The organism is Alphaproteobacteria bacterium (assembly GCA_040220875.1).
Classification (GTDB): domain Bacteria; phylum Pseudomonadota; class Alphaproteobacteria; order JAVJVX01; family JAVJVX01; genus JAVJVX01.
This window is the reverse complement of the sequence record JAVJVX010000003.1, coordinates 333,734-349,307: the sequence shown is the minus strand read 5'-3', so window position 1 is coordinate 349,307 and position 15,574 is coordinate 333,734. Positions and strand designations below refer to the sequence as shown.

General features: G+C 64.4%; 9 protein-coding genes. 4 read left to right on the top strand and 5 right to left on the bottom strand.

The window, feature by feature from the left end:
• Positions 1 to 38: 38 nt before the first annotated feature.
• Entirely contained in the window at positions 39 to 2,996 is a 2,958-nt protein-coding gene (locus RLQ26_01705; GenBank protein MEQ9087441.1) for a bifunctional [glutamine synthetase] adenylyltransferase/[glutamine synthetase]-adenylyl-L-tyrosine phosphorylase, read from the top strand.
• Positions 2,997 to 3,041: 45 nt separating this feature from the next.
• Positions 3,042 to 3,506, top strand: coding sequence for a thioredoxin-dependent thiol peroxidase (gene bcp / locus RLQ26_01700; protein ID MEQ9087440.1), 465 nt, complete (start codon positions 3,042 to 3,044; stop codon positions 3,504 to 3,506).
• Positions 3,507 to 3,521: 15 nt separating this feature from the next.
• Here bcp and prfB read toward each other — a convergent pair.
• The 3 genes from prfB to RLQ26_01685 form a co-directional block, all read right to left on the bottom strand.
• A protein-coding gene (gene prfB / locus RLQ26_01695; GenBank protein ID MEQ9087439.1) for a peptide chain release factor 2 occupies positions 3,522 to 4,644 on the bottom strand; the annotation gives its coding sequence in 2 pieces (ribosomal slippage) (positions 3,522 to 4,574 and positions 4,576 to 4,644; 1,122 coding nt in all).
• A 154-nt stretch (positions 4,645 to 4,798) separates the two neighbouring features.
• Positions 4,799 to 7,273 carry a penicillin-binding protein 1A gene (locus RLQ26_01690; protein MEQ9087438.1) on the bottom strand — a complete coding sequence of 825 codons (2,475 nt, stop codon included), beginning with the start codon at positions 7,271 to 7,273 and terminating at the stop codon, positions 4,799 to 4,801.
• Positions 7,274 to 7,352: 79 nt separating this feature from the next.
• Complete coding sequence (locus tag RLQ26_01685; GenBank protein MEQ9087437.1) at positions 7,353 to 8,612, bottom strand: N-acetylmuramoyl-L-alanine amidase; 1,260 nt, start codon at positions 8,610 to 8,612, stop codon at positions 7,353 to 7,355.
• Positions 8,613 to 9,119: 507 nt separating this feature from the next.
• On the opposite strand from RLQ26_01685, the gene RLQ26_01680 reads away from it, so the two are divergent.
• Positions 9,120 to 11,666 carry a ribonuclease E/G gene (locus tag RLQ26_01680; protein ID MEQ9087436.1) on the top strand — a complete coding sequence of 849 codons (2,547 nt, stop codon included), beginning with the start codon at positions 9,120 to 9,122 and terminating at the stop codon, positions 11,664 to 11,666.
• A gap of 12 nt (positions 11,667 to 11,678) precedes the next feature.
• Here RLQ26_01680 and RLQ26_01675 read toward each other — a convergent pair whose 3' ends face one another.
• A complete protein-coding gene (locus RLQ26_01675) occupies positions 11,679 to 12,833 on the bottom strand; it encodes an aminotransferase class I/II-fold pyridoxal phosphate-dependent enzyme (protein MEQ9087435.1) in 1,155 nt (384 codons plus the stop codon).
• A 154-nt stretch (positions 12,834 to 12,987) separates the two neighbouring features.
• Between RLQ26_01675 and RLQ26_01670 the strand changes: the two genes are divergently transcribed.
• The gene (locus tag RLQ26_01670; protein ID MEQ9087434.1) at positions 12,988 to 14,352 is read left to right on the top strand and encodes a M48 family metalloprotease; all 1,365 of its coding nucleotides are present in this window, start codon (positions 12,988 to 12,990) and stop codon (positions 14,350 to 14,352) included.
• 7 nt (positions 14,353 to 14,359) lie between these two features.
• On the opposite strand, the gene RLQ26_01665 is transcribed toward RLQ26_01670, so the two are convergent.
• Entirely contained in the window at positions 14,360 to 15,502 is a 1,143-nt protein-coding gene (locus RLQ26_01665; protein MEQ9087433.1) for a type III PLP-dependent enzyme, read from the bottom strand.
• Between the last annotated feature and the right edge of the window lie 72 nt (positions 15,503 to 15,574).

Here is a 15,574-nt window from a genome sequence, read left to right as displayed (position 1 = left end):
TGTTGCGTCCAGCTTCACCTATATTTTGGCTGAAGCTGATGCACCACCCGAAACTCGCCGTCGAGTCCCAAAAACTGCCCCTGCCTGCCGATGACCGCGCTGCGGAGACCGGCCTCGCCCACTGGCGCGAGGCGGCCCAGCGCGACGATTGCACCGAAATCTCCTCAAAGATGGCCGATTTCGCGGCCGATAGCGATGGGCAGCGGATTCTCGCCGCGATTTTCGGCAACAGCCCCTATCTGACCGCGACCATCCTGCGCGACCCGGGCTTTGCGCTCGAGCTGTTCACGAACGGTCCGGATGCCGCCTGGGACAGGGTGCTCGAGGCGCTGCGCAGCCCGGAAGCCGAAAGCGGGGGCGAAGCCGAAATCATGGCCGAGCTGCGCAGGACGAAGTCCAGAGCGGCACTCACCGTCGCCGTGGCCGATCTTGCGGAGATATGGCCGCTCGACCGCGTCACCGGGGCGCTCAGCGAGCTCGCCGAAGCGGCGCTCGACCGGGCGCTCGTGCACCTCCTGCGCCAGGCCCATGACCAGGGCCAGATTGAACTGGCCGACCCGGCCGATCCGCTCCGGAATTGCGGCTACACGGTCCTGGGCATGGGGAAGCTCGGTTCGCGGGAGTTGAACTACTCAAGCGATATCGATCTCATCATTCTGTTCGATCCGGAACTCCTGCCCTACCGGGGCTCGAAGACAGTCTCCGAGTTCGCCCAGCGCCTGAGCCGCGACCTCGTGCGCATGATGGAGGAGCGCACCCGCGACGGGTATGTCTTTCGCATGGACCTGCGCCTGCGCCCCGATCCGCGCTCCACGCCGGTGGCATTGAATATCGACGCCGCGCAGACCTATTACGAAAGCATGGGCCAGAACTGGGAGCGCGCGGCCATGATCAAGGCGCGCCCCGTTGCCGGCGACCGGTCATTGGGCCAGAGTTTTCTGTCCATGCTCCGCCCCTTCATATGGCGCAAATACCTCGATTTCGCGGCCATTCAGGACATCCATTCGATCAAGCGCCAGATCGCCAAACACAGGGGCAATACGGCAATCGCTTTCGCCGGCCACAACATCAAGCTCGGCCGGGGAGGCATCCGGGAAATAGAGTTCTTCGCCCAAACGCAGCAGCTCATCTGGGGCGGGCGCGACCCGGATTTGCGCGTCGCTGACACGATCGGTGCCCTGGCTGCCCTCAGCCAGACAGGACATGTGGAGGCACAGGTGAGCGGCGAACTCGCCGATGCCTACACATTGCTGCGCCGCATCGAGCATCGACTGCAGATGATCGACGACCAACAGACCCAGACCCTGCCGGAAAACGGGGAAAAACTCGCGGCCCTGGGCGTGTTTCTGAATTACCAAACCGAGACCGACTTCGCGAAGGCCGTCAGCGGGACCCTGGAAACCGTCGCCAGACACTATGACGATCTGTTCGCGGAATCCCCGTCCCTCGGTGGAACCGGCAATCTTGTCTTTACCGGCGGCGATCCCGATCCAGATACGGTCGAGACCCTGCACGACATGGGGTTCGCCGAGCCCGCCAAGGTGTGGGAGATTGTCCGTGGCTGGCACCATGGCGGCATGCGGGCCACGCGCTCGGATCGGGCGCGCCAGCTCCTGACCGAACTGATGCCTGAACTCCTGACGGCGCTTTCCAGAACCGCCAACCCTGATACCGCCTTCGTCCGCTTTGCCGAATTTCTGAACGCGCTGCCGGCCGGAGTACAGCTTTTCTCGCTGTTCCATTCCAATCCGCAGCTTCTCACGCTGGTGGCCGAGATCATGGGTACCGCGCCGCGGCTGGCGAGCCGGCTGAGCCGTTATCCAATTTTGCTCGATGCCGTGCTCGACGAGGATCTGCTCGAAAACCCGCTCGACAAGGAAGCACTCCAAGCAAGCCTGGAAGAGGCGCTGGGGCCGGCGGCCGCGCTCGAGGACATCCTCAATCTGACACGGCGCTGGACGAACGACCGCCACTTCCTGATCGGAACCGGGATCCTGCGCCAGCAGATCGGAATCAGGCAGGCGACATCGCTCCTTTCCGATATCGCCGAAGTCGTGATCGGCACGCTTCTGCCCCGGGTCCTGGACGACTTTGCCACAAATCACGGGCACGTGCCGGGGGGCAGCATCGCGGTCATCGGCTTCGGCAAGCTCGGTGGTCGCGAACTGACGCTTGGCTCCGATCTGGATCTGGTTTTCGTCTATGACGTCGAGGACCCCGAGACCGAATCCGATGGCCCGCGGCCGCTGGCGGCGGGCACCTATTTCGCCCGGCTGGCGCAGCGGCTGATCAACGCATTGACCGCGCTGACCGGCGAAGGGGGGCTCTTCGAGGTGGATATGCGCCTGCGCCCGTCCGGGAACGCCGGACCCATCGCGACGCGATGGGAAGCTTTCGAGCGCTACTATGCCGAATCGGCCTGGACGTGGGAGGAGATGGCGCTGACCAAGGCCCGGCCGATCGCCGGCAGCCGCGAACTGAACCAACGCCTGCAGAAGACGATTGTCGATATTCTCACCCGTCAGCGCGCGCCGGACAAGCTGACGGGTGACGTGCTGGACATGCGCGCGCGGATTGCAAAAGAACACCCGGGACACGACGCCTGGGACATCAAGTATATGCCGGGCGGCCTCATCGATATCGAGTTTCTCTGCCAGTACCTCCAGCTTCGTCACGGGCACGACCGACCGGCGATCCTGGCCCCGGGGACGGCGACGGTGCTTGAGAACCTTCACGACGCCGGCTGTCTCGACGATGCCGCCCATGCCTGTCTGTCGGAGGCCTTTCAGACATGGCTGGAGGTTCAGGGGTTGCTGCGCCTCTGTGTGGAGGGGCGGTTCGAGGAAGGCAAGGCGCCCGATGGCCTGCGCCGTACCCTTGCCCGCGTGACCGGGCGAACCGATTTCGGGGCACTCAGGGCCGACATTACGGCGCTTGCCGAAAAAACCCGTCGCTGCTTCGAGGACATCGTTGGAATACCCGAGAAAACCGTCTAAATCGAAGCGCATCTTTGGTAGTGACACATAACCTGGAGATCGGACATGGCCGCTGAAGAAGGAAAAAAGGCGCCCGCTTTCACCCTGCCGGCAGATGGCGGAGAGACCATCCGGCTTTCCGACTTCACCGGCAAAAAAGTGGTGCTGTACTTCTATCCCAAGGACGACACATCGGGCTGCACCAAGGAAGCCATCGGCTTTCGCGATGCGATGCGATCGATCAAGGCCTCCGGCGCGGTGGTTATTGGCGTATCAAAGGACTCGGTCGCTTCGCACGACAAGTTCAAGAAGAAGCACAAGCTGAATTTTCCCCTGGCCTCGGACGAGGAGGTCAAGGTGTGCGACAAATACGGCGTGTGGGTCGAAAAAAGCATGTACGGACGCAAGTACATGGGAATCGAGCGCGCTACGTTCCTGATCGATGAGAAAGGCACGATCCGGCGGGTCTGGCGCAAGGTCAAGGTCCCCGGCCACGTTGAAGAAGTTAAAGCGGCGATCAAGTCCCTTTAAAAACCTGCCGCATGTCTATTCGGAAGACGCCGCCGTCTTGCCGGACACCCTGGCGGATAGCGCCGCTTCGAGGAAGGCATCGATGCGCCCATCGAGCACCGCCTGGGTGTTGCCGGTTTCAACCTCGGTTCGCAAATCTTTCACCATCTGATAAGGGTGAAGCACGTAAGAGCGGATCTGGTGCCCCCAGCCGATATCTGTCTTGGCATCCCTTTCCGACTGAGCCTCTTCTTCGCGGCGCTGCAATTCCGCCTCGTAGAGCCGCGCCCGCAGCATATCCATGGCGGCCGCGCGGTTGCGATGCTGCGAGCGATCGGTCTGACATTGCACGACAATGCCCGTGGGGATGTGGGTAATCCGCACAGCGCTGTCGGTCTTATTGACGTGCTGGCCGCCTGCGCCCGAAGCGCGATACGTGTCCACGCGCAGATCCTTGTCAAGAATCTCGACATTGATGGTCTCGTCGATCACCGGATATACGCCGACGGATGCGAAGCTCGTATGACGCCGCGCGGCTGAATCGAATGGTGAAATGCGGACCAGCCGATGGACACCCGATTCGGTCTTCAGCCAGCCATAGGCATTGTGACCCTTGACCCGAATGGTCGCCGACTTGATGCCAGCTTCCTCGCCTCCGCTTTCCTCCAGCCACTCGACGTCATAGCCCTTCGCCTCGGCCCAGCGCAGATACATACGCAGCAACATCTCGGCCCAGTCCTGCGCCTCGGTACCGCCGGCCCCGGCATGCACGTCGAGATAGCAGTCATTGCCATCCGCCTCGCCGGACAGCAGGCTTTCCAACTGGCGTCGAGCGGCGCGCTCGTGCAGGCGAAGAAGGGCTTCGGCCGCCTCTTCCCGTGTGGCGTCGTCATCGGCCTCTTCAGCCAGATCGAGGAGAGCCTGGGCATCCCCGAATTCGGTTTCAAGGTTTGAAAATGCGTCGAGGCTATCCTGCAGGTGCGTGCGCTCGCGCATCACTTTCTGCGCCCGGTCCGCGTCATCCCAGAGGGACGGATCCTCGGCCAGCGCGTTCAGTTCGCCAAGCCGTCTGTTCGCCGCCTCCCAGTCAAAGATGCCTCCGGATCAGCGCGAGGGACTGGCGGATTTCATCGATCAGGGCCTGATGTTCGGCGCGCATGTTTGAACCCGGTTTGAATTTTGTGACTGTTCTGACCTGGCATCCGGCCTGGGTCCTCGTGCGAAACGTTCGGGAGCCAGAGACGTGCACCGCCCGTCCGCGCATCGCCGTCGACCCTGCGGCAGGGAACCGCAACATATGCGATCAGATGCGCTCAGTACAGCCCGCCCACGCCAACGGGCGAGGCAGAATCGGGCGATGGTCCGCCGCTGCCGATCACGGTCTGCTGGCGCTCGGGCTCGGTCCCGGCGCGGAAGGCTTCGGTGATGACATCGCCGGAATCGCCATCCGCCGGGAGCCCTGTCTTGGCGTCCACGCGCACCAGCCGCACGCCCGGCGGTATCCGGAACGGGATCGACGGCTTGTCGGCAAGCGCCTTGGCCATGAACGACTTGAAGACGGGCGCGGCCACGTTCGAGCCGGTCTCACGCTCGCCAAGGCTGCGCGGCGTGTCGAAGCCGACGAAAACCCCGACCACCAGATCGGGCGAAAAGCCGATGAACCAGGTATCCATACTGTCGTTCGTGGTCCCGGTCTTGCCCGCAAGCGGCTTGTCGAGCGAGCGGATGCGCCGACCGGTGCCCCGTTCAACGACGCCTTGCAGCATGGCGTTGACCTGATAGGCGGCCACCGGGTCGGCCACCTGCTCGCGCAGGTCGATGATATCGGGCAGGGACGCCGGGTTTGCGGCCCGGGGCACCGCCGCGCCGTCATCCACCGCGCTTTCCGCGTTCGCGACCGGCTCCGTCTGGCACCCGGGGCAGGCCCGCAGGTCTTGGCGATAAATGGTCTGGCCGTGCCGATCCTGGATCCGGTCCACCAGACTTGGCGTCACCCGCTTGCCGCCATTGACGAAAATCGCATAGGACGCGGTCAGATCGAGAAGGGTCGTTTCGCCCGCCCCAAGCGCCATGGAGAGGACAGGCGGCAGATGATCGACCACGCCGATCCGGGTGGCCGTTTCCGATACCCGTTCCATGCCGATCTTCTGAGCCAGGCGCACGGTCATGAGGTTGCGTGATTTCTCGATGCCCAGGCGCATCGGACTCGGACCGTAGAAAGTCTTGGAATAGTTGTCCGGCTTCCACTTTCCCAGCCCCGGCCCCTGATCGATCACAAAGGGCGCGTCAAGGATGAGGGTTGAGGGCGTCAGCCCCGCTTCGAGCGCGGCAAGGTAGACGAAGGGCTTGAAGGCCGAGCCCGGTTGCCGCCGGGCCTGGGTGGCGCGGTTGAATTCGCTGGCTTCATAGCTGTAGCCCCCGCGCAGCGCGAGTACCCGGCCGGTATGGGGATCGAGCGCCACGATCGCCCCTTCTACGGCGGGGATCTGGCGAAGCCCGTACGTCCCTTCCGGGTAAGGCGCGCCGTCGCCGTCCTCCGTGACGGGCTCGACGAGGATGACATCACCGGCTTCGAGCACATCGGCGGGCCGGCGCACACGCGGGCCAAGCGCCTGTTCCGGCCGCCATTCCCTCGCCCAGCTGAGTTCGGCCAGGGGAACCTGTCCGCGCGAGCCGTCCCCGAGCCCGATATCGACCGCCGTCTCGCCGATTCCGATAGCGACGGCCATGCGCCAGGCCCCGCGCCCCGGCGGAGGCTCGGCGGCCGCGAGCGCGGCGCGCCAGCCCGTCGTCGCCAGTTGATCGCCGACATTGGTCACGGGTCCGCGCCAGCCATGGCGGCGATCATAGTCCCGCAGTCCCGCCATAAGAGCGGAATCGGCGTATGCCTGCAGCTTTGGGTGCAGCGAAGTGCGGACCGACAACCCGCCCTCGTAAAGGGCGGAATGACCGAACCGCTCTGAGATTTCCCGGCGCACCTGTTCCACAAAATACGCCGCCGGCACGACTTCGGTTTCTTCCCGGTCCACCGCCTCGATCGGTACGCGCCGGGCCAGTTCGCCCGCCGTTTCCTCGATGAACCCCTCCTCCACCATGCGTCCGATCACCCAGTTTCGCCGCGCCACGGCGGCCAGGCGCGCGCGGACGGGGTGATAGTTATTGGGCGCCTTGGGCAGCGCCGCCAGATAGGCCGCCTCGGCGACGGTCAACTGGTCGAGGGATTTGTTGAAATAGTTGAGCGCCGCCGCAGCAACCCCATAGGAGCCGTATCCCAGGTAGATCTCGTTCAGATAGAGCTCAAGGATCCGATCCTTGGTAAAGGCGCGCTCGATCCGAAAAGCAAGAATTGCCTCCTTGATCTTCCGCTCGACCGAGACCTCGTTGCTCAAGAGAAAATTCTTGGCGACCTGCTGTGTGATGGTGGACGCGCCCACAGGCCGCGTGCCGCGAAACGAGTTCATCGTGTTCGTGACGAGGGCACGCACGATGCCGAGAAAATCGACCCCGGGATGAGAATAGAAATTCTTGTCCTCGGCCGCGAGAAAGGCCTTGATGATCCGCTTGGGCATGGCCTCGATCGGCACAAAGCTGCGCCGCTGGCGTGCGTATTCGGTGACGAGCCGGCCATCAGCGGCGTGAATCCGGCTCACCGTCGGCGGCTCGTAATGGGCGAGCTGGGCGTAGTCGGGGAGATCGCGCCCAAAGGAATACAGCACGTACAGGGCGCCGCCCGCCCCGAGAAGGGCGAGCAGGATGAAGACGAGAAAAGTGTTTTTCAGAACGCGCATCGCGCTCCCCGGAGACGCCGAGCGAGGCCAGGCTGGGCAGAGCCTCTGCCCCCTGCCTTAAAATCTCATTATGGCCGGTTTATGACCGGTTGAGCGCGGTTTTCCAACTGAAATAGCTGTCGATGCCGCGCACGAGGCCCTCGGCGATACCGGCGCGATACCGGGCGCTGCCGAGGTTCTTTTCCTCGCTCGGGTTGGACAGGTAGCCCATTTCCACGAGGATGGAGGGCACGTCCGGCGCCTTGAGCACCGCGAAGCCGGCGAATCTGTGGGTCCGGTTGAGCAAGCGCACGGATTTGGACAGTTCCTTGACCGCGAACCCGGCGAACCGGGCCGAATTATTCATGGTCTCGCGTTGCGCCAGGTCGATCAGGATCCCGGTCACGTCATCCGTCTCGCGCGAGAGGTCCACGCCCGCGATGAGGTCGGCCTTGTTCTCCCGCGCCGCCAGCCGGGCCGCCTCCCGGTCCGACGATTTCTCCGACAGCGTGTAGACCGACAGACCGCGTGTGGAGGATTTCGGGTGGCTGTCGGCATGAAGCGAGACGAAAAGATCGGCATTGGCCCGACGGGCCCGGGCGACCCGCTCGCGCAGGCGCAGAAAGACGTCCGCGTCGCGCGTCAGCACCACTTCGTAGCGCCCGGTGGCGTCGAGCTGGCGGGCCAGCTCCTTGGCCATGGCCAGCGTCACGTATTTTTCCTTGGTGCCGCCCTTGCCCAGTGCCCCCGGATCGACCCCGCCATGGCCGGCGTCGATCACGATCACGGGCCGGGCATTCTCGGCCCTGGCCTTGTCGCCGGGCCGGATCCCGAGCGGCCGCGGCGGGACCGGCGTGCTCGTCGCCACCGCTGGCGGATCGCTTCCGCCCAGGATTGTCGAGCCCGCCTCGCGCATGAAAGCGGCCTGGCTGATCTGCTCGAGATCGACGACGAAGCGGTACGGGTAGCCGCCATTGGGCTTCAGCGTGAACACCCGGTCTACGCGAACCGGCTTCTCAAGATCGAGAACCAGTCGCGATGTCCCGGGCGTGAAGAGGCCGAAGCGCAGGCCCGAGACCATGCCACCCGCCGCTTCCCCGGTCTTGTCCGACAGATTCCAGGCCAGCTCGTTGAAATCGAGGACCACGCGGTATGGCTCCGCCAGGGTGAAGATCTTGTGCGATATCTCCTGGCTGACATCGAGGACGATCCGTGTCCGGGTGCCGTGATCCCCGATGCGCAGGCTCGTGACCTCGGGCGCGCCGGGCGGGATCGGCTCGGCCCCGCCGTCGACCGGCACCGCCAGGCCAAGCACCGCCGCGGTCATCAGGATTGCCAAGCGCCTTAGAACACCGAACATTTGGGTATCTGCCCCCACTGACCCACTAGATGCAGCCCAGATATACTCCGTCGCTGGTCGGGGAAGCAACACTCGATCCGCCGTGGCCGCCCGAAAAACCCCTAAGAGTCAATCCCTTGCTCAGCTTATCCCCAGCCGGCCGCGGATGAAATAACTGATTGTGGAATAAGCCAGGAACGGGCTATGGTAACGGCGCGGACGCGGAACCGCCCGGCAGGCCCCCAACCTGGGGCCGGCGGCGGCCCGGGACAGCGGCTCACCCCTTTGATTCTCTTTGATATTTGGCTCCGCCACTATCGACAGACCAAAACCGGGGTGATCGGAACCGGGCGCCAGAGGCGATTCCGCAGCGAAGAAATTGGGGTATTTGCCCATCTTTAGGCACCGGGCGCCGCGTCGGGAATTCCCCCGCCGCCGGCGGCCCCCGGAGCAAAGACCCCCACATAAACCCGGCGCCCCTTCGAGCTTCCGCAGCTCGGGGGCCGGCGCCCAGGAGACATAAGCCTGATGGCTAAGCGGATGCTGATCGACGCCGCGCACCCTGAAGAAACCAGGGTTGTCGTAGCGGACGGAAACCGGCTCGAGGAATTCGACCTCGAGGCGTCAACAAAGAAGCAAATCAAGGGCAATATCTATCTCGCCAAAGTGACCCGGGTGGAGCCGTCGCTCCAGGCGGCCTTCGTATCCTACGGTGGCAACCGCCACGGCTTCCTCGCCTTCAGCGAAATCGATCCCGACTACTACCGGATACCGGTCGCCGACCGGGAGGCGCTCATGGCCGAGCAGCGCCGGTTGCACGCCGAGGACGACGAGATGGCCGAGGCTGGCGTGGCCGAGCCGAGCGAGTCGGGCTCCTCACCCTCCGGGGAAGAGGACGGGGACGACGAGGCCGGCGGACCCGCCGAGGCGGATAGCGGAGAAGCGCGCGAAGATACCGCCGAGGATGGCGGTGACGAAAAAAGCGAAGAACCGGACGAGGAGAGCAACGGGGGCGAAGCCGCCCTCGAAATCGTGGGCGGCGACGACGCCATCGACGAATCCCAAAGCAGCAAGCCCCGCCAGGTCCGGCGCTACAAGATCCAGGAAGTCATCAAGCGCAACCAGATTCTCCTTGTGCAGGTCGTCAAGGAGGAGCGTGGGACCAAGGGCGCCGCGCTGACCACCTACATCTCGCTGGCAGGGCGTTACTGCGTGCTGATGCCCAATTCGCCGCGCGGCGGCGGCGTGTCTCGCAAGATCACCAGCCAGCGCGACCGGCGGCGGCTGAAAAGCCTGCTCGAGCAACTCGACGTGCCGGAAGGCATGTCGGTGATCCTGCGCACGGCTGGCCTCAACCGCTCCAAGGCAGAGTTGAAGCGCGATTTCGATTACCTTTTGCGTACCTGGGACCAAATTCGTGAGAAGACGCTCGAATCGACGGCCCCATCCCTGATCTATGAAGAAGGCACGCTCATCAAGCGGGCAATCCGGGACCTCTACACACGCGACATCGACGAGGTCATTGTCGAGGGCGAAGAGGGTTACCGGACGGCAAAGGACTTCATGAAAATGATGACCCCGAGCCACGCCAAGCGGGTCCAGCAGTACAAGGACGAGACCGTCCCCCTTTTCCACCGCCACCAGATCGAGGATCAACTCGACGCAATCCACAGCCCGGTCGTCAACCTGAAATCGGGCGGCTCGGTGGTGTTCAATCCGACCGAGGCGCTGGTTTCGATCGACGTCAATTCGGGTCGGTCGACGCGGGAACGCAATATCGAGGAAACCGCGCTCAAGACCAATCTCGAGGCGGCGGACGAAATCGCCCGGCAGCTAAGGCTGAGGGACCTGGCCGGACTCGTTGTCATCGATTTCATCGACATGGAGCAGAACCGCAACAAGCATGCGGTCGAGCGTCGCGTCAAAGACGCGATGAAAGCGGACCGGGCCCGGATCCAGGTCGGCCGGATCAGCCCGTTCGGCCTGCTTGAGCTGTCCCGCCAGCGGCTCAGGCCCAGCGTTTATGAAAGCAGCGGCTCCACCTGCCCCCATTGCGGCGGCACAGGCATCGTGCGGTCAACCGAATGGTCCGCCCTGCAGATTTTGCGCGAGATCGAGCGCGAGGGCGTGCAGCGCCGGAGCCGCGAACTCACGGTCTTTCTTCCCGGACGGGTTGCCCTCTACCTGCTGAACGAGAAACGCCACGACCTGCTCACCATCGAACAGCGTTACGATTTCAAGGTGCATGTGGAAACCGATCCCGAACTAATCCCGCCGGCCTTCCGGTTCGATCGGGTGAAGGCAGAGCCGGACAGCGCGCGTGCGCCCAGAGACAAGCGCCGGGAGCGCGGCGCTCAGCCCAGCGAGGCAAAGGAAAACCAACCCGCAAAGGCGACCGAGGCAGCATCGGAAAAATCCGGGAGCGAGGATGCCGATCAGGCATCGCGGCGGCGGCGGCGCGGCAAGAGAGGCGGCCGGCGGCGGTCGCGGCGGCGCCCGGCCGAGGAGGGCTTGGCGGCGGCCACGACGGACGAACGGACGACCGAACCGGAGAGCAGCCAGGACGACGCACCGGACACCTCGGTCAGCGCGCCCGCACATGACGAAACCGCCACGACGACTGCCAGGTCGGCCGAGGCGGCCCCGGTGGTAAAAGCCGAGCCCGAGCTTGAGTCTGGTCCCGAGCCTGAGCCCGGGCCTGAGCCCGGGCCGGAGACAGAGGCGACGGCGGAAGAGGCGAAGCCCAAGCGCCGCAGCCGGAAATCGGCGAAAAAAGCCCCGGCGGCGCCGGCTGCCCCGGCGGCCCGGACTGCCAAGCGGCCGGCACGGAAGCGGCGCACGAAGAGTGCCGGAAAGGATGCGGATGCGGAGGCCAAACCGGGGACGGCAGAATCCGGGCCCGCAGCTCCCGACAAGCCGGCCGAAACGGGATCCGGCAATGGCCGGGACCGGGATATCTCGACCCCGGCGGATAACGGGTCGTCCGAGCCCGTCGTGGTCAAAAACGACGAGCCCTTGCCGACAACCGAGGACCGGGGGCCTAAAAAATCGGGCTGGTGGAACCGCGGAACCTAGGCCGCCGACCGGCTAGGGTTTCTGCCAGTCAATCAGGCGGCGAACGGCGCCCGCGACCACCTCGAGGGAGGTCGAGAAGGAAAAACGGACATAAGCCTGTCCGCGCTCCCGATCGAAATCGACTCCGGGGACGATTGCCACGCCGGTCTCATTGAGGATCCGCTCGCAGAACGCGACGCTGTCGTTTGTCAGATTCGACACGTCGGCATACAGGTAAAAGGCCCCCTGCGGGGCAGCAAACTTGTTGAAGCCCGCCTTCGGCAATTCGCGCAGCAGCAGGTCGCGCCGTTCCCGGTAACCGGCCACGATCCCGTCCAGTTCTGCCCGGCAGTCGAAGACCGCCAGCGCCGCATCCTGGGACAGTGTCGGCGGCGAGATATAGAAATTCTGGATCAGCCGACAGATCGGCGCCACGAGGTCCTCGGGCACAACCATCCAGCCAAGCCGCCAGCCGGTCATCGTGAAATATTTTGAAAAGCTGTTGATCACGATGGCTTCGTCACTGAGTGCGGCGGCGGTTGCGGCCGCGGCCTCATAAGTGATCCCGTGATAGATCTCGTCCGAGATGAGCCGGATGCCCTTGTCGCGGCAATACGCGGCCAACGCCGCCATCTCGTGGGGCGCGATCACGGTGCCCGACGGATTGCCGGGGCTGGTCACCATCAGACCCTGGATCGGCTCGCCCACCGCCTCCAGGAGAGCGACAGTCGGCTGAAAGTTTTCTGCCGGCCCCGCCTCGAGCAGCACCGGTTCTAGGCCAAGCGTGATCAGGGCATTCCGGGCCCCCGGATAATTCGGCGTGACCAGCGCAACCCGGTCACCCGGGTCGAAGGCAGCCAGGAAGGCGAGCATCAGGGCTCCTGACGAGCCAGTGGTCACAATGACGCGATCGGGCGAAAGATCGAGGTCGTAGAATTCGCCATAATGGCGCGCGATCCGCTGGCGCAGCTCTGGGTAGCCCGCTTCTTCGGTGTAGCCGAAACGCCCCGATTCGAGCGCCCGGGCGGCCGCGGCGAGCACGGGCGCGGGGGGACCCTCGCTGGGCTGGCCCAACTCCAGATGCAGGACATCCTTGCCCGAGACGGCCCGCCGATTGGCCTGGCGCAGCACCTCCATCACAATGAAGGGAGATACTTGCCTGCCACGGGAAGAAATCTTTACTGTCATGCCACCGTTCCGCCTTGATTGCGGCCTATACGACGTGAGGGGGCTAGGGTCAATCTCGACCAGCAGCAACTTGCGGGCCCGCTTGCCGGATACCCTGCGCGAGACCCGTCAAACCCAGGAGTACCCGACCCATCCAACCGGCCGAGACCAAATTGTGAGCCACGTCCGTCAACCCTGCGCCATCCTCCTGCTGGCGGCCGCGATCGTCGGCGCCCTGCTCACATCGCTGCCGCGAACGGCGGACGCCCAGGAAGGCATCGGCCTCGTCCGGGATGCGGAGATCGAAAACGCGCTCGAGAGCTATCTGGCGCCGATCCTGCCCGCCGCCGGCCTGAATCCGGAAAGTGTCGGCCTCTACATCGTCAACGATCCGCGGCTCAACGCCTTCGTCACGGGCGGGCAGAATATTTTCGTCACCACGGGCCTCATCATGCAGGCGGAAGACCCGAGTCAGGTGATGGGCGTGCTCGCCCATGAAGCCGGGCATATCGCGGGCGGGCATCTGGCCCGAACCGGTGACGCCTTGCAGGGCGCCACCGTCGTCTCCCTGCTGGGGCTGGTGCTGGGCGCCGCGGCCGCGGTCGCCGGCCGGCCCGACGCGGCGCAGGCACTCATTCTTGGCGGACAGGGGCTCGGGCAACAGGCCTTTTTCAGCTATAGCCGGGTCCAGGAATCGGCGGCCGACCAGGCGGCGCTCAAATATCTCGACCAGGCCGGCATCTCGACCAAGGGTCTCTATGAATTCATTTCAGTTCTCGCCCAGCAGGAACTTCGCCTGCCGGGGCGCCAGCACCCGTACATGCGCACCCATCCGGTAACGCAGGAACGCGTCGATATCATCCACAACCATTTGCAGAAATCCCCCTACAGGGACGAGTCGTTGCGCCCGGAGCTGGTTGAAACCCACGAACGAATCCGGGCCAAGCTGCGCGCCTTCATCGAAGACCCCGAGACGACGATCCGGCGCTATGAGGACGACCGCGGCTTCAACGGGCGATATGCCCGCGCCATCGCCTATTACCGGGACTCCAAGATCGACCGGTCCATCGAGATTACCGACGGCCTGATCCGGGAAAATCCCGAAAATCCGTATCTGCATGAATTGCGCGGCCAGATCCTCTTTGAGAACGGCCGCATAGCCGAAGCTGCCGAGTCCTACCAGCAGGCGGTGGCGCTTTACCCCCGGAACTCGCTCCTGCGCACAGCGCTTGGCCAGGCGCAGGTGGCGACAAACGATCCGGCGCTGGAAGCCAAGTCGGTCGTCAATCTGCGCGAGGCCGTACGCCTCGAGCAGGACAACGCCATGGCCTGGTATTTCCTCGCTGTCGCCGAAGGACGGAGCGGCAATATGGGCCTCGCCGCACTGGCCCAGGCCGAGCACGCCTTGCTGATCGGCAAACCGGGTGACGCCCGCTCGTTTGCGACCCGCGCCCAGCGCCATCTGGACGAACACTCACCCGCCTGGCTCCGGGCCGAAGACATCCTGACTGCCCTCAAGGCAGGCCGCGGGCGGCGCTAGGCTTCCGTCAGATGTAGTAGGATTTCAGTGGCTCGAAGCCGTTGAAACCGACCGACGCGTAAGTCGTGGTGTAGGCTCCCGTCCCCGGCAGGCGCACACGATCACCCGTCTTGAGCGCCCGCGGCAGGCGGTAGCCGGCCTCCCGGTAAAGCACATCGGCCCCGTCGCAGGTGGGGCCAGCGAGAACCACCGGGCCGGTATCATCCGCTTCGGGTGTGTCATCGTAGGGAGTCCTGATCGCGTAGCGGATGGCTTCGCCCTCCGTCTCGGCCAGGCCGCCATACTTGCCGACGTCGAGATAGATCCAGCGCACGTCACTCGCATAATCCTTCCTGGAGACGAGGACGACCTCCGCTTCGAGAATTCCGGCATCGGCGACCAGTGCGCGCCCTGGTTCAAGGACCACCTCCGGGAGGTGGTTGCCGAAATGAGTTCGCAGAGAACGATCGATAAGCTCGGCGAAATCGTCAAGCGGTGGCACGGGGTCGCGATAGGCCGCCGGCAGGCCGCCGCCGAGATTGACCATTTTGAGTTCGATCCCCCGCTCGCGCAGATCGGTAAACATGAGTGCCGTCTTTGCGATCGCGAGATCCCACTGAGCCGAATCGCGTTGCTGCGAGCCGACATGGAACGCGACACCGTATGGTTCGAGCCCCAGCTCCCGCGCCTGCGTCAGGAGATCCTTCGCCATCTCCACGGAACAGCCGAATTTGTCACCCAACGGCCAGGCAGCGCCGGGATTGTTGATCTGGATGCGGCAGAAGACGCGGGCGCCCGGCGCCCGGCGTGCCAGTTTCTGCAACTCCGCCTCGCTATCGAAGGCGAAAAGCGCTACGCCGCGCTCGAAGGCGCCGGCGATATCGGCTTCTTTCTTGACCGTGTTGGTATAGGCGATCGAGCCGGCCGGGGCACCCGCCGCCAGGCAATATTTGATCTCGGCCAGGCTGGCGGCGTCGAAGCTGCATTCGAGCCGGGCGAGCGTGACCAGAATTTCCGGCGCCGGATTGGCCTTGACCGCGTAGAAGATATGGGCACCCGGAAAGAGTGCGGTAAGCCGCCGATAGTTGCGGGCAACCACGTCAAGGTCCACCACGAGGCAGGGCGTGGCCGGCCTGCGCGTCGCCAGGAATGTGTCGATTTTGCGAGTCATGGGGCGGCCTCAACATGCCCGAACAGGGCCCCGATTTCAAATCAAGGGGCGCGGTATATACGTATCTGCCCC